Source organism: Cocleimonas sp. KMM 6892, assembly GCF_035798195.1.
GTDB classification, from domain to species: Bacteria; Pseudomonadota; Gammaproteobacteria; order Thiotrichales; family Thiotrichaceae; genus Cocleimonas; species Cocleimonas flava.
In genome coordinates this window covers 1,104,304-1,122,471 of record NZ_JAPFBV010000001.1, presented here as the reverse complement: position 1 = coordinate 1,122,471, position 18,168 = coordinate 1,104,304, and the positions used below count along the sequence as shown (strand labels likewise).

General features: G+C 41.6%; 17 protein-coding genes and 1 tRNA gene. 5 read left to right on the top strand and 13 right to left on the bottom strand.

Annotated elements, in window-relative coordinates; genetic code table 11:
* Window positions 1-40: 40 nt before the first annotated feature.
* From OO007_RS05110 to OO007_RS05095, 4 genes are all read right to left on the bottom strand, one after another.
* A complete protein-coding gene (locus OO007_RS05110; protein ID WP_325807977.1) occupies window positions 41-829 on the bottom strand; it encodes a DUF3530 family protein in 789 nt (262 codons plus the stop codon).
* A gap of 119 nt (window positions 830-948) precedes the next feature.
* Window positions 949-1,998 (bottom strand): glycosyltransferase, encoded by a 1,050-nt coding sequence (locus OO007_RS05105; protein ID WP_325807976.1) that lies wholly within the window; start codon window positions 1,996-1,998, stop codon window positions 949-951.
* A gap of 142 nt (window positions 1,999-2,140) precedes the next feature.
* Entirely contained in the window at window positions 2,141-3,649 is a 1,509-nt protein-coding gene (locus OO007_RS05100) for a Ppx/GppA phosphatase family protein (protein ID WP_325807975.1), read from the bottom strand.
* A 172-nt stretch (window positions 3,650-3,821) separates the two neighbouring features.
* Window positions 3,822-5,573, bottom strand: coding sequence for a lysophospholipid acyltransferase family protein (locus tag OO007_RS05095; protein ID WP_325807974.1), 1,752 nt, complete (start codon window positions 5,571-5,573; stop codon window positions 3,822-3,824).
* A gap of 291 nt (window positions 5,574-5,864) precedes the next feature.
* Between OO007_RS05095 and OO007_RS05090 the strand changes: the two genes are divergently transcribed.
* A complete protein-coding gene (locus tag OO007_RS05090) occupies window positions 5,865-7,250 on the top strand; it encodes a PhoH family protein (RefSeq protein WP_131904913.1) in 1,386 nt (461 codons plus the stop codon).
* Between the two features lie 46 nt (window positions 7,251-7,296).
* Here OO007_RS05090 and yidD read toward each other — a convergent pair whose 3' ends face one another.
* The 9 genes from yidD to OO007_RS05045 form a co-directional block, all read right to left on the bottom strand.
* Window positions 7,297-7,548: a membrane protein insertion efficiency factor YidD gene (gene yidD, locus OO007_RS05085; protein WP_325807973.1), complete on the bottom strand. Its 252-nt coding sequence runs from the start codon at window positions 7,546-7,548 to the stop codon at window positions 7,297-7,299.
* A gap of 3 nt (window positions 7,549-7,551) precedes the next feature.
* Entirely contained in the window at window positions 7,552-7,932 is a 381-nt protein-coding gene (gene hisI, locus OO007_RS05080; RefSeq protein ID WP_131904911.1) for a phosphoribosyl-AMP cyclohydrolase, read from the bottom strand.
* Between the two features lie 15 nt (window positions 7,933-7,947).
* Complete coding sequence (locus OO007_RS05075) at window positions 7,948-8,313, bottom strand: gamma-butyrobetaine hydroxylase-like domain-containing protein (protein WP_131904910.1); 366 nt, start codon at window positions 8,311-8,313, stop codon at window positions 7,948-7,950.
* Between the two features lie 140 nt (window positions 8,314-8,453).
* Window positions 8,454-9,809: an ATP-dependent protease ATPase subunit HslU gene (gene hslU, locus OO007_RS05070; protein WP_442784331.1), complete on the bottom strand. Its 1,356-nt coding sequence runs from the start codon at window positions 9,807-9,809 to the stop codon at window positions 8,454-8,456.
* Between the two features lie 238 nt (window positions 9,810-10,047).
* Complete coding sequence (hslV, locus tag OO007_RS05065) at window positions 10,048-10,581, bottom strand: ATP-dependent protease subunit HslV (RefSeq protein ID WP_131904909.1); 534 nt, start codon at window positions 10,579-10,581, stop codon at window positions 10,048-10,050.
* 210 nt (window positions 10,582-10,791) lie between these two features.
* Entirely contained in the window at window positions 10,792-11,853 is a 1,062-nt protein-coding gene (locus tag OO007_RS05060; protein ID WP_325807971.1) for a c-type cytochrome, read from the bottom strand.
* A gap of 227 nt (window positions 11,854-12,080) precedes the next feature.
* Window positions 12,081-13,373 carry an acetyl-CoA hydrolase/transferase family protein gene (locus tag OO007_RS05055; protein WP_325807970.1) on the bottom strand — a complete coding sequence of 431 codons (1,293 nt, stop codon included), beginning with the start codon at window positions 13,371-13,373 and terminating at the stop codon, window positions 12,081-12,083.
* Between the two features lie 146 nt (window positions 13,374-13,519).
* A tRNA-Arg gene (locus OO007_RS05050) sits at window positions 13,520-13,596 on the bottom strand.
* 68 nt (window positions 13,597-13,664) lie between these two features.
* Window positions 13,665-13,946: an HNH endonuclease gene (locus OO007_RS05045; protein WP_325807969.1), complete on the bottom strand. Its 282-nt coding sequence runs from the start codon at window positions 13,944-13,946 to the stop codon at window positions 13,665-13,667.
* Window positions 13,947-14,163: 217 nt separating this feature from the next.
* On the opposite strand from OO007_RS05045, the gene OO007_RS05040 reads away from it, so the two are divergent.
* The 4 genes from OO007_RS05040 to OO007_RS05025 all read left to right on the top strand — a co-directional run bounded on the left by OO007_RS05040 (window position 14,164) and on the right by OO007_RS05025 (window position 18,133).
* Window positions 14,164-15,480, top strand: coding sequence for a DUF4397 domain-containing protein (locus OO007_RS05040; protein ID WP_325807968.1), 1,317 nt, complete (start codon window positions 14,164-14,166; stop codon window positions 15,478-15,480).
* Window positions 15,481-15,592: 112 nt separating this feature from the next.
* Window positions 15,593-16,297: a response regulator transcription factor gene (locus OO007_RS05035; RefSeq protein WP_131904904.1), complete on the top strand. Its 705-nt coding sequence runs from the start codon at window positions 15,593-15,595 to the stop codon at window positions 16,295-16,297.
* Window positions 16,278-17,606, top strand: a complete 1,329-nt coding sequence (locus tag OO007_RS05030; RefSeq protein ID WP_325807967.1) for a sensor histidine kinase — start codon at window positions 16,278-16,280, stop codon at window positions 17,604-17,606. The genes OO007_RS05035 and OO007_RS05030 overlap by 20 nt, the downstream gene beginning before the upstream one ends.
* Window positions 17,603-18,133 (top strand): lipocalin family protein, encoded by a 531-nt coding sequence (locus OO007_RS05025; RefSeq protein WP_325807966.1) that lies wholly within the window; start codon window positions 17,603-17,605, stop codon window positions 18,131-18,133. Before OO007_RS05030 ends, OO007_RS05025 begins: the two co-directional genes overlap by 4 nt.
* The last annotated feature ends 35 nt before the right edge of the window (window positions 18,134-18,168 follow it).

The following is an 18,168-nucleotide window of genomic DNA, read 5'->3' as shown; positions in this document are numbered from 1 at the left end:
CTTTTTTGTATCGTTTTATTGTTCAAACAGAACTCTGACACTAATATTTTTGTAACTCTGTAACCACGGCATTCACCAAATCATCATCGTGACCCTCAAAGAAGTGATTTGCGCCTGCAATTTTCTGCTGTTTGTATCCTTTGTTTTGTGAGGCTGCCTGTTTTCTAGTCTCTGTTGAACTCAACACACCTTCCAGATCTTTTTCCCCGTATAAATCTAAAACCGGAATTTTAATGTTTTTTAGAAACTGCTCATTATCTGTATTCATTCCAATACCGATGTAGGCAATTATCGGCGTTTCTGTATGCGCTTCTTTATAGACTTTTTTATGCGATAAGTAGTAGTTAGCCATGCGTGCGCCCAGACTATGCGCAACGATCACTACTTTCTTTGCGCCTTCCTTAGCCAGATACCGAATCCCTGCATCAATTCTGGCGGGTACTTCTTTCATCAAGGGTTCGTAGTCTTCACTGTCTGCATCATTTGCAAGAACTGGCATCTGCAGTGAGAGCGTATTCCAACCCTTTTCTGCTAACTCAACACGCAGTGGCTTTACGACGGTTTCCCAATCTGGATGAATACCAATACCATGGATCACGATTACAGCCACATCACTTGGTTCGTCTGCACGCGTATCGATAGCTAAGAAGTCATTACTACCATCGTTCAACTCTATCGCTTCGCCATCAAACAAAGAATCACTGATTTGTTCTGCCCAGCGCTTTTCTTTCTCAAGATCACTGGCAAACACAGAGGTCACTGAAAACAGGCATGTTAAAGCCAATGCAAAAAAAGCCCTGTAAGTGGGGAGGTGTCTTTTATTTTTCATGAAATGCTCCATTTTTAAAATGAATGTAGCACAACCGATAGAACAGAAGAAGATTGAATATCTTATTCCCAGTCGAATATTTTAGTCCTAATATTTCAGCCCTAGTATTAGAGACTTGCTTAAAGTGATAACCACTCTTTCGCGATAACGCCACCAGAAAGGTGTTGAATCGAATCTATTGCATTATTTCTAAACTTTTGCAGCATAAGCTCGTTATAAAACAAGTCGTCTATGGCTAGGGTAAAAGCCTCGGTATTTTCATTTTCGACCAGTAGCCCATTCTCACCATGACGAACGATCTCTCTCGGACCTGTCGGGCAATCAGTCGCAACCACAGGCGTTTTAAGTGCCAAAGCTTCAATAAGAACCATCGGAAATGCTTCGGTACGACTGGTTAATGTCAGGAATTTAGCACCAGCGAGATAGGGAAAAGGATTGCTTTGGGTTCCTACAAAATGCACTTTATGATGGATTTGTAATGAATTTACCTGACGCTCCAGATCCTCTCGAAGATCGCCATCACCCACAATAATCAGGTCACAGTCCTCCTTCATCTTGCTGTTAGCGTATGAATTGATTAGCAAGTCGTAACGTTTTACTTCGTGGAATCTGCCTAGTGCAACGATATAAGGCTTAGGATGCTCATAAGGTTTTTCGACCTGCGCAACAATGTCTTCCACATCAACCGGATTATAAATACGAGAAACATTACTCAATGAATAATCTGTTTTGAGTATTGAGGCAACATCTTCAGAGACCGCGATAATATTCTTAACCCGAGGATAAGTAAGCTTCACTAGTGTAGATTCGAAAAAGCTGAGTTCACGAGGGTTACAATGCACGGACAGTGCAGCGTCATTAAAGACTAAGGCTGTCGGGAAATTAGCGGTTTCCATAAAGCCATAAACATGATCAAACTTTTCTTTTTTAATCAGCTTTCTTAAACGATAGGCACGTTTCAAAACATTGAATGCTTTACCAATAATGTTGTCTTTTTGTGGGCAATCCAGATGAATCAACTTTCCGGGCGCATCGTAGTGTATATCGTCATCCTGAAAAATAACGATACTAACCTCATTTTCTTTCGCTAAAGCATTAGCAAGATTAATTGCCACACGTTGTCCGCCACCTAAATCTAGGTCCGCGATAATGATTGCGATCTTTTTCATGAATTGCCCCGGTTATGTTGTCTGTATTACTGTGTAGACAATCAGTGCATAAGTATTCAGTAAAAAACCATGAAATGGTAATTTTAGTAGACGAAATGATGATCTTAATGACCAAAGCGTCTTTTAGGCAGAATAATAACCGCTAAAAGGTTAAATTAAAGCCTATTTTTTCTAACCACACTTTTTCTTGAGTCAAGTCTGCTTCTAACAATGCCTGATCTTTAAGCGACTTAGAGCAGGTGATATGCATACTGTTTTTTGCCGCAGTAACAGTTGGCAGGATTTCTTTATCCTGTCTGGAACGGTGCAATAATACTGAAATACGTAATAGCACACAGAGATAGATGATCGTTTGACGGTCATCTTCTAGCAAGGTGTCGAATATTTCGCTTTCTATTTTTTTACGATGCGTTTGCACCATGACCGCCAACCAATGCTGACGTCTCTGGTTAAAACCGGGTATATCAGCATGATCCAGAATGTGCGCACCTTGTAATTGATGTTTATCGTGGGTAATGCTCATGCCCAATTCGTGCAAATCTGCCGCCCAGGCCAGTGTATTGCTACGCTTTTTATTCAAATTCCAGTCTTTTCTAACCTGAGAAAAGCAATGCAATGCTGTTTTCTTTACTTGTTCTGCGTGCTCTATATCGATATTAAAACGACTCATCAGGTCTTTTACAGAACGATCACGGACATCTTCGTGATTTATTCGCCCCAGCATATCGTAGAGCAAACCTTCACGCAGGGCCCCTTCAGACACGGTCATTTCTTCTATGCTCAATGCCTCAAACACTGCGATGATCACAGCAAGTCCACCCGCATAAACAGGCGCGCGGTTTTGATTTAACCCCGGTAAATTTATATCGTCGGTATTGCCAATAGCGATTAATCTATCCCGAATTTCGTATAAACCATCTAGCGTTATCACAAACCGGCCCAATTCAAGTTCCTGAATAATAGCCAGCGTAGCCTTGATTGTTCCCGAAGAACCTATTGCACGCTTCCAGTTTTGTTGAGAATACTCGCGTTGAATCGGCATTATCTCAAGGCGTAAAACGGTATTTGCCGTCTGCCAATTAGCTGGACTCAAATCACCATTGGGGAAAAATCGTTTAGTGACACTAACCGAACCGAAATTAAGGCTCTCTAGACGTTTAGGCTCAAATTTTTTGCCGACAATAAACTCGGTACTACCACCACCAATATCAACGACCAGCTGCTTGCCTTCATCATCGGATAAGGTATGCGATACGCCCAGATAAACCAGACGAGCTTCTTCACGCCCCGGAATAATATCAATACGATGGCCGAGCGCTTTGTTTGCCTTGCGCAGAAACTCTGTGGAGTTATTCATGGTGCGCAGTGTATTGGTACCCGCTGCTTTGACCGCTGATGATTTTAAATGCCGAACACGATCACCAAAACGTTGCAGACATTCCAGTGCGTTTTGCGCGACTGCTCTGTCCATATTATTGTATTCGTCGAGACCACCGCGTAAGCGCACCATTTCTTTCATTTGATCAACCATGGAAAAATTACCATGTTCATCAACGCGCGCTACAATTAGGTGAAAACTGTTTGAGCCAAGGTCTACCGCGGCAATCATTTCGGGGTATTTCCTTTGCTCAATATCACTAGATTTTGTCATATCATGAAGATAACGCCTGAATCATTCTGAATCAATAAGTGTTATCAATATCGATAGAAATAATCACAGTAGGCGTCTATCACACCTTTCTTCATTGTTAGACTTCACGAACTATTTTGATTGAGCTTCGCGCAACTCATTCCAAAAACGGTATTTAATTTTTTTGATGCGTTTAAGCGGTTTTCTTTTCTTCAATATTTTTGTTTTCATTGGATATATCTCCTAAATAGCGTTTCTTTCTTTTTTCTTTCATTTGCTCAAGATCTACCAGAATCAAGCTATCTATGCAGTAGTTGAACTCTGCATCAATGTTAAAAGCAATGAACTGGCACCCTCCTGGCTTGCATATTTCTGAGTATTGTTTGTATAAGGTTGGGACTTTGACTCCATAGTGTTTGAGTTTTTTATTCAAACGTTTGAAACTGGTTTTGTATTCACCAGCAAAATCCTCATCCGCAATTGCTAAAACCTGAGGCGTCAATTCAAACGGTTTCATTGCAGACGCCATTTTTTGTTTAGCGGAGAACTGTAGATTATAAAAAGACAAGATTAGTTCCGTAGGCTGTCGTGAATAAGCTTGAGACAAGCTAAGAGGACCGAACAGGTATTTGATGTTCGGGTTATGGCGTAAATAAGCACCTATTCCGAACCATAAGTAATCAAGGCTTCTCTTACCCCAGTAACGCGGCTGCACAAAACTACGGCCTAATTCGATTGCTTCTGGCAGATGATCCGTAAATGCTTCTTCAAATCTAAACAAGGCGCTCGAGTAGAGCCCCGCAACGCCTTTATCTTTGATGATTTTTGCGCATTCACCAATACGGTATGCACCGACGATTTCTAAGTCGTTGTCATCCCATAGCACCAGATGGCGGTAATAACTGTCGTACTTATCGATGTCTATTGAATTCCCCGTACCTTCTTCGACAGAACGAAAACTCAATTCGCGAAGTCTGCCAATTTCGTGAATAACAGGCGAATCTGCGGCGTAATCGTAAAGAAATATTTTCTTACCATCATCCGTTTCTCCCAATAATGGTGCTTGATAAAGCGCAGTCTTTAGCGCCTTTCTTCTGGCAGGATGAACAATAGTCTGTATCGTGTTAAACAGCGGCAGTTTGTTTTTACCAGACAATCGATATAACTGCTTTTTAACTAACTTGGCAATACGCTTGTCGGGCAGATCAGAACTGATAAATTCTGAAACAGGAATCGGCTTGCCCACATGAATGTTTAATTGTTTGTTTTCCTTATTGAACATTTCATGGACTAGCATGGCTGTGCCCAAAGGCTTATAAATCGTAGACATACTGTAAAATAAAGCCGAATTTTTTGCGTTAACAAACACCGGCAATACCGGCGAGCCAGTACGCCGAGCCAGCTTCAAAAATCCCGTTTTCCACTTGCCATCTCTTACGCCATTTGGCTTCACTCGGGATACTTCACCGGCAGGAAAAATAATCAATGCCTGTTCATTTTCCAGCACTTGAATCATGCTTTTTAATTGCACTCTAAAAGCAGCCTTGCCAGACATGACTTCAACAGGAAGTAATAAGGATTCTAGGGGCTTGATCTGCGATAGCAATTCATTGGCGACCACTTTTACATCGTGTCGTACAGATCGAACCATTTTCAGCAATGCCAGTCCATCTAGCGAACCAATGGGATGGTTGGCAACGATAATGACTCTGCCTTCTGCAGGAATATTGTCGTAAGATTTAGCAGTAGCCTGATAGGTAAAATTAAAGTGTTGCAGCACTTTATCCAAAAAAGCAAAGCCCACTAAATGCTGGTTTTCGGCAATAAATCGATTAATCTCCTTTTCTCGAAACAAATGCCTGATTGTTTTAAAAAACAAATTTGAGCCCGGCTTATCTGCCAGAGATGGGTTCACTTCTAATAACTTCTTCTCTAAATCAATCACTTTGTTATGCCTTTAGAATTCTTTTAATAAACATCGCAACAAAGAATAAACCTGGCGTGTTAAGAAAAGATGAATGCAATATTAAAGTTTGATGACTTCACACAGCTTCGTTGTAAGCCAGCCCTTGCTTTGCAACAATCAAAGCAACAATGATTTATTTATTAATTAAAAATTTAAATAACATCCCCACACTTTGCTGGGTTCTTACTATACTCATTAGTAGAACGTTTATTCCTTACTATTTAGCAGTTACAAACTTTACTAAAAACAATTACTTAGGAGCGTTAATATATGGCAGATAAGATCTATGTAATCGATACCAACATCATTTTGCATAATCCTCAGGGCATCAAACAACTATCACAAGACAACAATAATATCGTTGTAATACCAGAAACAGTCTTAGTTGAATTAGAAGAATTTAAAAAAGGCTCAGGAGAACTGAGCTATCAGGCAAGAAGCTTCGCACGCATGTTGGCCGCTTGCAAAGTCGATAAAATAGATCAGAAAAAAGAATGTAGAGTGGTAAAACTCCGGTTTAATCATTCTGCCTCCATCCACCTTTTCTCAAAAAACAAATACGAATCAGATCTGGATGCTGCACACATCGCAGAATCTAACGATAAACGTATCGTCGAAGTCGCAGAAGCCGCGCAAAGCTATTACAGAGGACACAAGATTGTGTTTCTCTCTCTGGATATTTATGCCCGCATGTTCGGCTTATTCAGCGGTATAAAAGTTCAGACCTTGTACGAAGACAGATCTGACCTTCCTCCCTTCCATTTTTTCAAATCCATCGAAGTCGATTCAAGCTTATTCAATGGCATGCAGAATAGCGACATCACCGATTACGATGATAATTACCAGAACGATAATTTTAATTACGAATTCGCTTCTAAAGACGGCAATCGCCAATACGGCATCGTCAGTAAAGGCGGAAAAATAGACATCGTCAATGAAAAAGAAGACTTCAATGGGCTGAGCATTAAGCCGATGAACATGAAGCAAATGTTTCTGTTGAAGGCGATGCTCAGTGACTATTTCGACATCACCGTCGTGGATGCCAAGGCAGGAAGTGGTAAAACCTTGCTGGCATTTGCTGCTGCCATGCGATTAATCGATCTGGGGCATTATGAAAAAATCGTTTATGTTCGAAACTCCATCGAAAGTGTCGACAAAGGCGCAGAGGTTGGCTTCCTATCTGGCAACGATGAAAAGTTTCGCGTTTACAATATGGCCTTGTATGACACGCTGGAATTTATTGCGAAGACCCAGTTGAAGCGCCGCGAAAGTGTTCTTCAACAAGAAGCACTTGAAATGAAGGTCGAGTATTTGGTGAACAAATACAACATAGAAAAGCTCTGGCCCGGCGAAGCGCGTGGACGTACATTAAGCAATGCCATTGTGATACTGGATGAATGGCAGAATAGCTCGAACAATACGACTCAACTGGTTTTATCGCGACTCGATCAAAGCTGTAAAGCGATCATTATTGGCTCAAACCGCCAGATAGATAATATCTACCTGAATCGCTACAACAATGGTTTAACGACACTACTCAAACAAACCACCAACAAACACGAAGAAGTGTCTATGTATGCGATTGAACTAGAAAGATCGGTTCGTGGTAAATTTGCGCAATTCGCCGAAGAGATATTTGAGAAACGCGAGAATTAGAATGCGTGACCATTTTAGTCACAATAACACTTTCCTAAAAAACGCCCTATAAGTGGGGGGGTGGCTTTGGTATTGATTGTTTCTTATCGGGAACCGGATCATAGCCACCTTCATTCCACGGATGGCATTTACCAATACGTTTGAGTCCCAACCAGGTGCCTTTGATGGCACCATGCTTATCGATGGCTTGATGAGTATAACTGGAACAGGTGGGTTCGAAACGACAACTGCTGCCCAATACAGGGCTTAGAAATATCTGATAGCCACGGATGATTTTAAGAAGAAACCATCTCATCATATTTTATTTTTTGTAGAGTTCTTCGGGATCAATGAGTGGTTCGGAATCGGTTATCAATTCGCCATCTTTAACGACTTGATAAAAACACGAACGCCTGCCCGTATGACAAGCAGGTCCCGTTTGGTCGACCAGCATTAACAGTGTATCTGCATCACAATCGACCCTGAACTCTTTGAGCATTTGCACTTGCCCAGAGCTTTCGCCCTTACGCCAAAATGCCTGACGGGAACGAGACCAATAGCAGACGCGTCCCGTTTCCAGAGTTTCTTCAATCGACGCTTTATTCATCCAGGCCATCATCAATACTTCATGAGTATCAAATTGCTGGGCAACTGCAGGGATTAATCCGTCTTCGTTATACTTTAAATCGTCGATAAATTTCATAATAGCGTTAGGTTATTAGATTATCTGGCCGGGTTCTTTGCGTACATATTTCGCTTCTTCACATCGGGCAAGATAATCTGCCCAATATTCTTCGTAATTGTCGCCAAGTTCGCGCAATAGTCCCCAGTCATAGAGGCCACTGTCGTGATTGTCGTCGAAACCCAGTTTTACAGCATAGTGACCAATGGGTTCGATCTCTTTGATATTGACGTTTTCTTTGCCCAGCTGTAAAACTTCCTGACCGGGACCATGACCACGAACTTCCGCCGATGGAGAGTAAACGCGCAAGTATTCACAAGGTAGATTTTGAACCACGCCATCAGGCCATGTAAGTTCCAGAACTCGAGACTTCTGGTGTAGTGCTATATTTGTTGGTGTCATTCTAAATCCTGTTTCAATATGTTAATGATCTAAATTCTAATCATTGCTAGTTTATCCTAATCAGTATCGATTAGATAAAAGCATCTATTTCTTTACGTCACGAATTTTCTTATTACTAATGTTACTAATAAATAAAGAAATTAAAGAATGTATCTGCTTAGATCTTCATCTTCTATTAGTTCGCCCAGTACATCATCAACCATTTTCGCATCAACTATCACGGTTTCCGTGCAATCCGGTGCGCAGAATAATACTTCTTCAAGCAATCTTTCTACAATCGTATGTAAACGTCTCGCACCAATGTTTTCTGTTTGTGCATTGACCTGAAACGCAGTTTCCGCTATTCGTTGAATACCATCATCAGTAAACTCTACTTTTACACCTTCTGTTTGAAGAAGGCCCTGGTATTGCTCAGTCAGTGATGCGTTTGGTTCAGTCAAAATACGCTTAAAGTCATCCGCTGTTAATGCACCAAGCTCTACACGAATCGGTAAACGACCTTGAAGCTCAGGAATCAAATCAGAAGGCTTAGCCATGTGGAAAGCGCCTGAAGCAATAAACAAAATGTGATCTGTTTTGATGATACCGTGCTTAGTTGTTACCGTGCTACCTTCAATAAGAGGTAGAAGATCTCGTTGCACACCTTCGCGAGAAACACCCGCACCACCCTGCTCACCTTTTTGAATCACTTTATCGATTTCATCGAGGAATACGATGCCGTTTTGCTCCACATTCTCGAGTGCTTTAAGCTTTAGATCTTCGGTATTAACCAGCTTATGCGCTTCTTCTTCTGCCAACTCTTTCAGCGCATCTTTAATTTTAAGCTTACGTTTCTTAGTCTTGGTACTGCCCATGTTCTGGAACATGCCTTGCAACTGACTCGCCATGTCTTCCATTCCGGGAGGCGTCATGATTTCCACACCTAATGGGCTGGCAGAAACTTCAATTTCAATTTCTTTATCGTCTAGATCGCCTTCGCGTAATTTCTTACGGAATTTCTGGCGTGTCGAACTATCTTCTACAGGCTTCTTATCGGTCTCGTTGCCATCGCTGTCCATACCGAACCAGTTAGCATCTTCTTCTGCTTTAGGTCTTGGTATTAGAATGTCTAACACGCGATCTTCTGCTGCATCTTCCGCGCGGTTCTTAACCTTCTCCACTTCCTGCTCGCGCGTCACTTTAATCGCTACATCAGCAAGGTCACGAATGATCGAATCAACTTCTTTACCGACATAACCCACTTCGGTGAACTTAGTCGCTTCAACCTTGATAAAAGGTGCATTCGCCAATTTCGCCAAACGACGGGCAATCTCTGTTTTACCCACACCCGTTGGGCCGATCATAAGAATATTTTTCGGCGTTACTTCTTGGCGTAAATCCGCATCAAGCTGTTGTCTACGCCAGCGATTACGCAAAGCTATCGCAACGGCACGCTTGGCATCATGCTGCCCTACAACGTGCTTATCTAATTCTTGAACAATTTCTCTAGGTGTCATTGACATAATAATTCTCGTTTTTTGCTGCTATTTTCTATTTTTGATTATGTGCCTATTTAAAACACACCCCCCTACTTTTAGGAGGTTTTTTATAAAATACTGTAATTATATTTTAGAGTGTTTAGATTTCGTTCTAGATCAAGGCAACATCGGGCGGAGAATGTGAGCGTATGTTAAATACGTGACCATTCGAGCACGATGTTAACGCCGAGCTAGGGCGAAAGATGAATGCTCTAAATTATAATTCTTCGATTGTGCGGTTCTGGTTGGTGTAGATACAAATATCACCTGCAATACCTAACCCTTTCTCCACAATCTCACGCGCTGATAATTCTGTATTATCTAGTAACGCACGCGCTGCTGATTGCGCGAATGGTCCGCCTGAACCTATCGCAATTAAGTTATCTTCTGGATCGATGACATCGCCATTACCGGTAATAATCAGTGATGTTTCTTTGTCTGCCACTGCGAGTAATGCTTCTAATTGACGCATACCTCTATCGGTACGCCAGTCTTTTGCGAGCTCGATTGCGGCACGCGTTAGGTTGCCATTGTGCTCGTGCAGTTTAGCTTCGAACTTTTCGAATAGAGTAAATGCGTCTGCTGTTCCGCCTGCGAAGCCTGCGATGACTTTGTCGTTATAAATACGGCGCACTTTACGTGCATTACCTTTCATAATGGTATTACCTAAAGAGACTTGGCCATCTCCACCAATCACTACTTTTCCGTTGCGGCGCACGGATAGTATGGTTGTTCCTCGATATTGTTCCATTTTCAGTCCAGATTTATTAGTGTTAAGTTTAAGGTCACCCCCTACTTTGAGGGCTTTTTTCTGGGTAACCTTTATTTTGATCTATTCAAGAAATAATTGGGTTAAATAAACTAATTTCAACAGATAGTTTTTAATTTATCTACGTGATTATAGCAGGCACAAAAAAGGCACCGTATAGGCGCCTTTTTCATTATTTACCGTGACGATAAATTACTGTGACTGACTAACCATGTAATCAACCGCAGCTTTTACTGCTGAATCTTCAAGAGACATATTACCGCCCTTAGGTGGCATTGCGCCTTTACCTGCTATTGCGGTTTGGTATAAAACGTCCATGCCCTGAGCGATTCTTGGTGCCCATAATGCTTTATCACCCATAATCGGAGAACCTGCAACGCCTGAAGCGTGACAAGCAAAACAAGCTGTATCGTAAATTTTCTTACCCACTTCATTGTCCTTAGCAGCTACAGCTTGTTGAGCTGGTACAGCTGCTGCAACAGGTGTAACTGGAACAGCAGGAACTTCAACTTTTGCTGGTGCTACTTCTTTAGCTGGCGCTTCTTCTTTAGCTGGCGCTTCTTCTTTAGCTGGCGCAACTTCTGCAACTGCTGCAGTCTCTTCCGCTTTAGGTGCCTCTGTAGTTGCTGCTGCAACAGGAGCTTCTTCTACTTTAGGTGCTTCTGTAGTTGCCGCTTCTACTTCTTTATTTGCTTCAGGCTCTTTGTTGGATGTTTCTTCTGCTTTTGGTGTTTCTTCTGTTGCTGCCGCTTTAGGTGCTTCTTCTGCTCCGCCAAGGTCTAAGCCTGATTCTTTAGTGATATAAAGAATAACCGCTTCTAGCTCAGAATCTGTAATCGATGGATCACCACCTTTAGCTGGCATTGAACCTTTACCTTCAGTCGCTGATTTCAGTAAACCTGCAAGACCATTAACCGCACGTGCTTCCCAAGCTGCCTTATCACCTAACTTAGGCGCATCTAAAACACCTGTCGCATGACACGCGGTACATACAGCATCATAAATTTCTTTAGGTGGACGTCCTGCAGCGTTTGCAACAACAGCACCCGCTTCTGCAGCGAAACCAACCGGCTTGATGTTATTTTCAGCGTTGAGAACTAACTGGGTATTATCAACTTCACCTTTCAGTGAATTTCTTTGATAGGTATTTATTAAGCTTGAAATTAAAACGTAAACTACCGCCAAAATCGCTAGTGCACTAAGTAAAAACATTATCTTAGATACATTATCCACCTTAGGTGCTTGACTTGCCATACTCTCTCCAACTTCCATCCAGTATTCAATAGGTGCAGGATTATATTCAACTGCACTAATATACTCTACTTTTTTGTGCGATTGATTTTTTAATCATAGCAATAGTTGATGTGGATCATGAAACAAATGATCCCCAACTGCTAAAAGTAAGAAAAAATTCTCTTAGTTCTCGAAAATAGAACCAATATCACTCTGTTATTGGTTCTACTGGCAAAAACCTCACTCAATTAAATGATATGCATCTGTTGCGCATATTCACGAAGTTCATCACGAAAATCAGGATGTGCGATCGAAATTAATGACAAGGCACGTTCACGCAGACACTTGCCGCGTAATTTTGCGACGCCATATTCAGTAACCACATGATCCACATCGTTCTTACTGGTGGTCACTACCGCGCCCTCTTTTAACATAGGCACTATACGAGAGATGGTGCCATTTTTTGCGGTAGACGGCATCGTAACAAAACCTTTACCGCCCTTTGAGATATTGGCCCCTCTAAAGAAATCTACTTGGCCACCTGTGCCACTCCATTGTTTAGGGCCCATGGATTCCGAACAACACTGACCGAACAAATCAATTTCAATCGTGGAATTTATAGCGACCATATTGTCGTGCCGACCAATGTTGTAGGGGTTATTGGTATAATCAACGGGGTGCATTTCTATCATCGGATTGTTATTCATAAATTCATAAAGACGTTTTGAACCCCAGGCGAAGGTGCCAATGAGTTTGCCTGGATTCCACGTTTTTTTAGAATTGTTTACCGCGCCACATTCAGCAAGTTCGAGTATTCCTTCTGTAACCATCTCTGTATGAATACCCAGATCTTTCTTGCCTTTGAGCGCCTCACAAACCGCATTCGGTACACCGCCAAATCCAATTTGCAAGGTAGATCCATCGTCAATCATCTCTGCCACGTAGCCGCCAATGGTGATATCCAGTTCAGATAACGGCGCGCAAGCCAGTTCTGGAATAGGATTTGAACATTCAACCACATGAGTCACCTGAGAGATATGAAGCTGGCAGTTACCATAACAACGCGGTGCTCCCTGGTTGACTTCGACGATCACAGACTTGGCTTTCTTAATCGCTTCCCACGTGTAATCGACACCTAAACCTAGACTAAAATAACCATGCTCATCCATAGGGGAGACAACCACACTAACCACATCTACAGGCCAGTAATCACGGATGAGTCGAGGAATTTCATGAAAATGACTAGGAGTAAAATCAGCCCACCCTTGATGTACCGCTTCTCGAGATGCGCCGCTAACAAAAAGAGAATCATGACGAATATGTGCTGAGGACTCTTTATCAAAATAACCGGGCTTTGCAGGTAATATCTGGTGAGTAACAACATCCTTAAGACTGAGCTTACGATCTATTAAGGCTTTTAAAAACACATCAGGCTCTCCCGCACCAACCGGCAGCCAAATGTGGTCGCCCGATTTGATAGTGGCTGCCGCATCTTTTGCAGAAAGCAATTTATCGTCGTAGCGTTGTTGCCAATTACTCATAATCGTCTAGTCCTTTAATTATTTATACACAGATATATTCAGATTAATTTGTACCATTTTAGTAGGTGATGGTAGTAATAATTACTGCTATCGCACTTGTTACGGAAACAGTAGCTCTTTGATTCGAATGAAAAAAGAGTAAAAAATGGCGCGCCTGGCTGGATTCGAACCAGCTGCCTCAACCTTCGGAGGGTTGCACTCTATCCAAGTGAGCTACAGGCGCATCCCAATCATTCTAACGAAAACGGGTACACGCTTCATAGACAATTTTCTAATTATTGATGAAACGATTCACCTGGTAGGTATTTTTTTAATACATAGATGATCTGGATTGATGCAAAGTCTATTGCCACAATTTTGACCGACAAACATCCCGTCAGGGATATCACCGATAAAAGCAGTATAACTGGCGGTTTCTGCCGTTAGTTTTTTGTTTATAGACTGCGGATTATCCCTGACGGTAATGCGTCCATGCCCACTGTTGGAAACTTGTCCTAACCATTCCCAACAATTTGTAACAGGGTCAACCTGACTACAAATACGAAGTTTTTCTTGTAAACGAACTCGATACATTTTCACTGTTTCCTTAATTAACAACAAAAAACCTATACATAGATGATAAGAAATCGGGTTAAAAAGTAGAGTTACTTTATATAATCTTATACAATAATGATACAATATTAATAGTTTTGCACAAATTTCACATTTAATTCGCACTCATTTCACATCCCCGATGTGAAGCTACCGATCGTGAATCATCTTATTCACACTTAATTTCGGGAGAACACAAATGAAACGTATAACAACATTATTATTTATTTTAGTCAGTTCGTTATTACTCATAGGTTGCGGCGGATCGAGTAGTAATACACACGATCCACAATTAAGAGCAGTACATTTATCACCAGATGCGCCAGCAGTTGATGTAAGCATTGAAGGTGATACCGCGTTGGAAAATGTTACGTATCGACAAACCAGCGGATTCTTATCCTTAGATGCCGGAAGCAATAACGTAAAGATACTTGTAGCAGACACGACTACAGCAGTAATAGATGAAACACTCGAGCTACAAACAGATATGAAATATACGGTACTTGCAGTGAATACTGCAGCCAATATTGAGCCTATTGTTATTGCAGATGATATTGAAAGCCCAACAAACGGTTATGCCGCGATAACTGCTGTTCATGGCGCACCATCAGCTCCCCCAGTCGACGTTTACTTGTCTGCACCCACCGATGATTTCTCGAGCCTCTCACCGACGCTTCAGGGTGTAGCTTTTAAAGCGAATTCAGGTGAGCTAGAAGTTCCAGCCGGTGATTATAGAGTACGAATTACATTAGCAGATGACAGTACTGTTATATATGACTCAGGAACTATCTCATTAGCATCAGGCATTGAATACATAGCGATTGCCGCAGAATCTAGTGGTGGCTTGTCGCCAATCGGACTCACTATCCTGACTGATCAAGACTCTACACCTTTTGTAAATGTGGATGATGCGAGAGCAAGATTACGCGTGGTACATGCTTCGGCAGATGCGCCACCAGTCGATATTTCAGTAGATGGTTCTGAGGTGCTGAGTGATGTTCCTTTTGGGGTAGGCTCTGATTACCTTGAAATACTCGGTGACTCTTACAATATAGATGTGGCTGCCGCTGCTAATTCTGCAAGCGTGATTAATGCTGATCTTACATTTGATTCACAAATGGATTACACCATTGCAGCAGTAAACTCTTTGAACAATATCGAACCCATCGTTTTATTAGATGACAACCAGCCTCCCGATGCTGGAAATGTGAAAGTTCGTCTAATACATGCAGCACCAAGTGCTGGTTTAGTGGATATCTACATAACCGCGCCAGACGCTGACATCAATTCGATATCACCCACAATCAGTAATTTTGACTTCAAAGATAACTCAGATTATCTCGAAGTTGTAGCTGGTGATTACCAAGTGAGAATCACATTGGCGACCACCAAAACAGTAGCGATTGATACTGGCACACTAAGCTTGGCTGACGGGCAAATAAGGACTGCTTTTGCCGTAGACCCTGTTCCGGGATCTGCGGACTTCGGTGTTATTTTACTTGCTGACCTCAATTAATTATTGCGAGGTTAATTTATAAAAAACTGAAAAGATCATATCTATCTGATCTTTTTAGTTTTTTAGTTTTTTAGTTTTTTAGTTTTTTAGTTTTTTAGTTTAACGAGGATTTATGAGTAGCTTAAATGATTTTCATGGGCGCATTCTGGTAGTCGAAGATAATACTGACATTGCCTCTTTGCTCGTCGATTTCTTTACCGACAAAGGTCATATTGCCGATTACGCAAGTGATGGTTTAACCGGTTTACACCTCGTTACCGTAAATGAATACGATGTCATTTTGCTTGATTTAGCGCTTCCCGGCATCGATGGGATCAACTTATGTCAGAAGCTACGCAAAGATCTTCATTCCACTACGCCTATTTTAATGTTAACCGCTCGGGACTCTCTGGATGAAAAACTAATCGGTTTTGATGTAGGTGCAGATGACTACTTAGTAAAACCGTTCGATCTATTAGAAGTATATGCAAGAGTACAAGCGCTGTGGAGACGTTCTAATAATGACAATCAAACAGTCATCAACGTTTCTAACCTTGCGTTCAATTACGAAACTCTGGAAGTTGTTAGAGAAGGTCAAGCCATTAAGCTAAACTCCATTAGGCTCAAAATTCTACGTTTGTTAATGGAAAATACCCACCGCGTTGTTTCGCGCAGGGAAATGGAAACACATATCTGGGGAGATGACCCAACAGAAAGCGATGCATTGAGAACTCATTTATCAGCCATCAGACAGGCGATAGACAAACCCTTCGAGAACAAGTTATTACATACCATTCATAGCGTGGGGTATCGTCTTTATGATGACCAGGCAGCTTAATTTAGCTAACCGCTTTGACCTAAATAGAATTTTTTCCAAACGGTGGATACTACAAACGCTTTTTATCATTTTCGCTGTACTGGTGAGCATCATTACCATTACCTGGATATTAGAGAAAAGTCTGGTGAAGCAAGCAATGGAATTAGAAGCTGATGCTTTTATCAGCCATTACCAGAAAGATAAAAGCTTTCCTTTACCAAGAACCAGAAACCTTATTGGCTATCTCACAACCCCTGAATCTACAGCAGAAACCCCTGATGAAATCAGCGGTCTTGCAGCAGGCCTTTATCCTAAAGTGATCATATCTGGTCGTGATAAACCCGTACCTGTATATATACGAGATTTTGATAACAACCGACTATATTTGATTTTTGAAGGCGCTAACATAGATCGTCTGGTGGGTGTTTTTGGCTTAATCCCGATGAGTATTTTACTCATTCTTATTTATTCCAGCAGCTGGATAGCCTACAAGCTAACGTGGCGAGCAGCCTCCCCCGTACTGAACATCGCCCGTAACCTCAGAAATTCCGGAACATCAGGCACCGATAGCTTTGCATTAAAAGTCTCAACAAAAAATTTAAGCGGTGAAACAAAAGAGCTGGCCGAAGCGCTAGATGAATACGCTAAACGAATTGACGTATTTGTCGAGAGAGAACGCCAGTTTACCGCAGATGTCAGCCATGAGTTACGCACACCAATGACTATTATTGATGGTGCAGCACAATTTCTTGAAACCGAGTCCGGAATCAGCAGCAAAGGCATCGCTCGTGTCAAAATGATTCGTCGTGCTTGTAGCGATGTGAATGACCTAACTTCGGCCTTTTTCCTTATGGCTAGAGAACAAAAGCCAGAGCTTGACGGCAGCAAAACCAATGTCACTGAAATCATCGAAAATGAAGTAATCAAACTGAGCTCACTGATTGATTCTTCCAAAATCGATCTATCAATCAACATTCAAAACGAACTCAGCGTCAATACACATAGAAAAGCACTAGAAATAATCATCGGTAATATTCTTGGCAATGCCATCAAATACACAGAAAAAGGTGCCATTGAAGTTACCGTGGCAGGTAATCAGGTCATGGTTTCTGATACCGGAATCGGGATACCAGATGAATTATTGCCTAAATTATTTGAACGCCATGTAAGAGGCAGAGGTCTACATCAAGCGGGTGAAGGCATAGGGCTTGCCATCGTAAAAAGGCTGTGTGATCAATTTGATTGGGATATTTCCATTCAAAACAATGTAGATCAGGGCATTCTGGCGACACTAACGAAAATAGAAAAAGAGACTCAGGACAACACATGAAAAAACTATACTTTATGATTATCACTTTATTCTTGAGTGGCTGCTCAGCAAGCATTCCGGATGGAATCGAACCAGTCTCTGGCTTTGAAGTAAATCGCTATTTAGGAAAATGGTACGAAATTGCACGCCTGGATCATTCATTCGAACGTGGTCTAAACAATATAAGCGCTGAATATAGTCTTCGTGAAGATGGCAATTTGCGTGTACTTAATCGTGGTTACAATATCAAAAAGAAGAAATGGCAAGACGCTGAAGGCAAAGCCAAATTCACAGGGTCAAGTGATACCGGAAGTTTGAAGGTTTCCTTCTTTGGACCATTTTATGGTGGTTACAATATTATCGAGCTAGACAAGCAAAACTATCAATACGTGATGATTGCAGGAAATGATCGGAGTTATTTCTGGATTCTATCTCGAACACCGAAACTTGCGCCTAATATACAAAAAAAGCTTATCGCGAAAGCTAAAAATCTAGACTTTCCAGTAGATAAACTCATTTATGTTGACCACAGTCTTGCCACAAGATGAAACTACTTCTAGCCACTACTTTAACTTACCTTTTT

Bases quoted from the DNA above. Each gene is read 5' to 3' on its own strand.
- hslV (WP_131904909.1), bottom strand. From the start codon at position 10,581: ATGGAACAATATCGAGGAACAACCATACTATCCGTGCGCCGCAACGGA.
- OO007_RS05060 (WP_325807971.1), bottom strand. From the start codon at position 11,853: ATGGCAAGTCAAGCACCTAAGGTGGATAATGTATCTAAGATAATGTTT.
- OO007_RS05100 (WP_325807975.1), bottom strand. From the start codon at position 3,649: ATGACAAAATCTAGTGATATTGAGCAAAGGAAATACCCCGAAATGATT.
- OO007_RS05040 (WP_325807968.1), top strand. From the start codon at position 14,164: ATGAAACGTATAACAACATTATTATTTATTTTAGTCAGTTCGTTATTA.
- OO007_RS05105 (WP_325807976.1), bottom strand. From the start codon at position 1,998: ATGAAAAAGATCGCAATCATTATCGCGGACCTAGATTTAGGTGGCGGA.
- OO007_RS05075 (WP_131904910.1), bottom strand. From the start codon at position 8,313: ATGACACCAACAAATATAGCACTACACCAGAAGTCTCGAGTTCTGGAA.
- OO007_RS05090 (WP_131904913.1), top strand. From the start codon at position 5,865: ATGGCAGATAAGATCTATGTAATCGATACCAACATCATTTTGCATAAT.
- yidD (WP_325807973.1), bottom strand. From the start codon at position 7,548: ATGATGAGATGGTTTCTTCTTAAAATCATCCGTGGCTATCAGATATTT.
- OO007_RS05110 (WP_325807977.1), bottom strand. From the start codon at position 829: ATGAAAAATAAAAGACACCTCCCCACTTACAGGGCTTTTTTTGCATTG.
- OO007_RS05035 (WP_131904904.1), top strand. From the start codon at position 15,593: ATGAGTAGCTTAAATGATTTTCATGGGCGCATTCTGGTAGTCGAAGAT.
- hslU (WP_442784331.1), bottom strand. From the start codon at position 9,809: ATGACACCTAGAGAAATTGTTCAAGAATTAGATAAGCACGTTGTAGGG.
- OO007_RS05030 (WP_325807967.1), top strand. From the start codon at position 16,278: ATGATGACCAGGCAGCTTAATTTAGCTAACCGCTTTGACCTAAATAGA.
- hisI (WP_131904911.1), bottom strand. From the start codon at position 7,932: ATGAAATTTATCGACGATTTAAAGTATAACGAAGACGGATTAATCCCT.
- OO007_RS05045 (WP_325807969.1), bottom strand. From the start codon at position 13,946: ATGTATCGAGTTCGTTTACAAGAAAAACTTCGTATTTGTAGTCAGGTT.
- OO007_RS05025 (WP_325807966.1), top strand. From the start codon at position 17,603: ATGAAAAAACTATACTTTATGATTATCACTTTATTCTTGAGTGGCTGC.
- OO007_RS05055 (WP_325807970.1), bottom strand. From the start codon at position 13,373: ATGAGTAATTGGCAACAACGCTACGACGATAAATTGCTTTCTGCAAAA.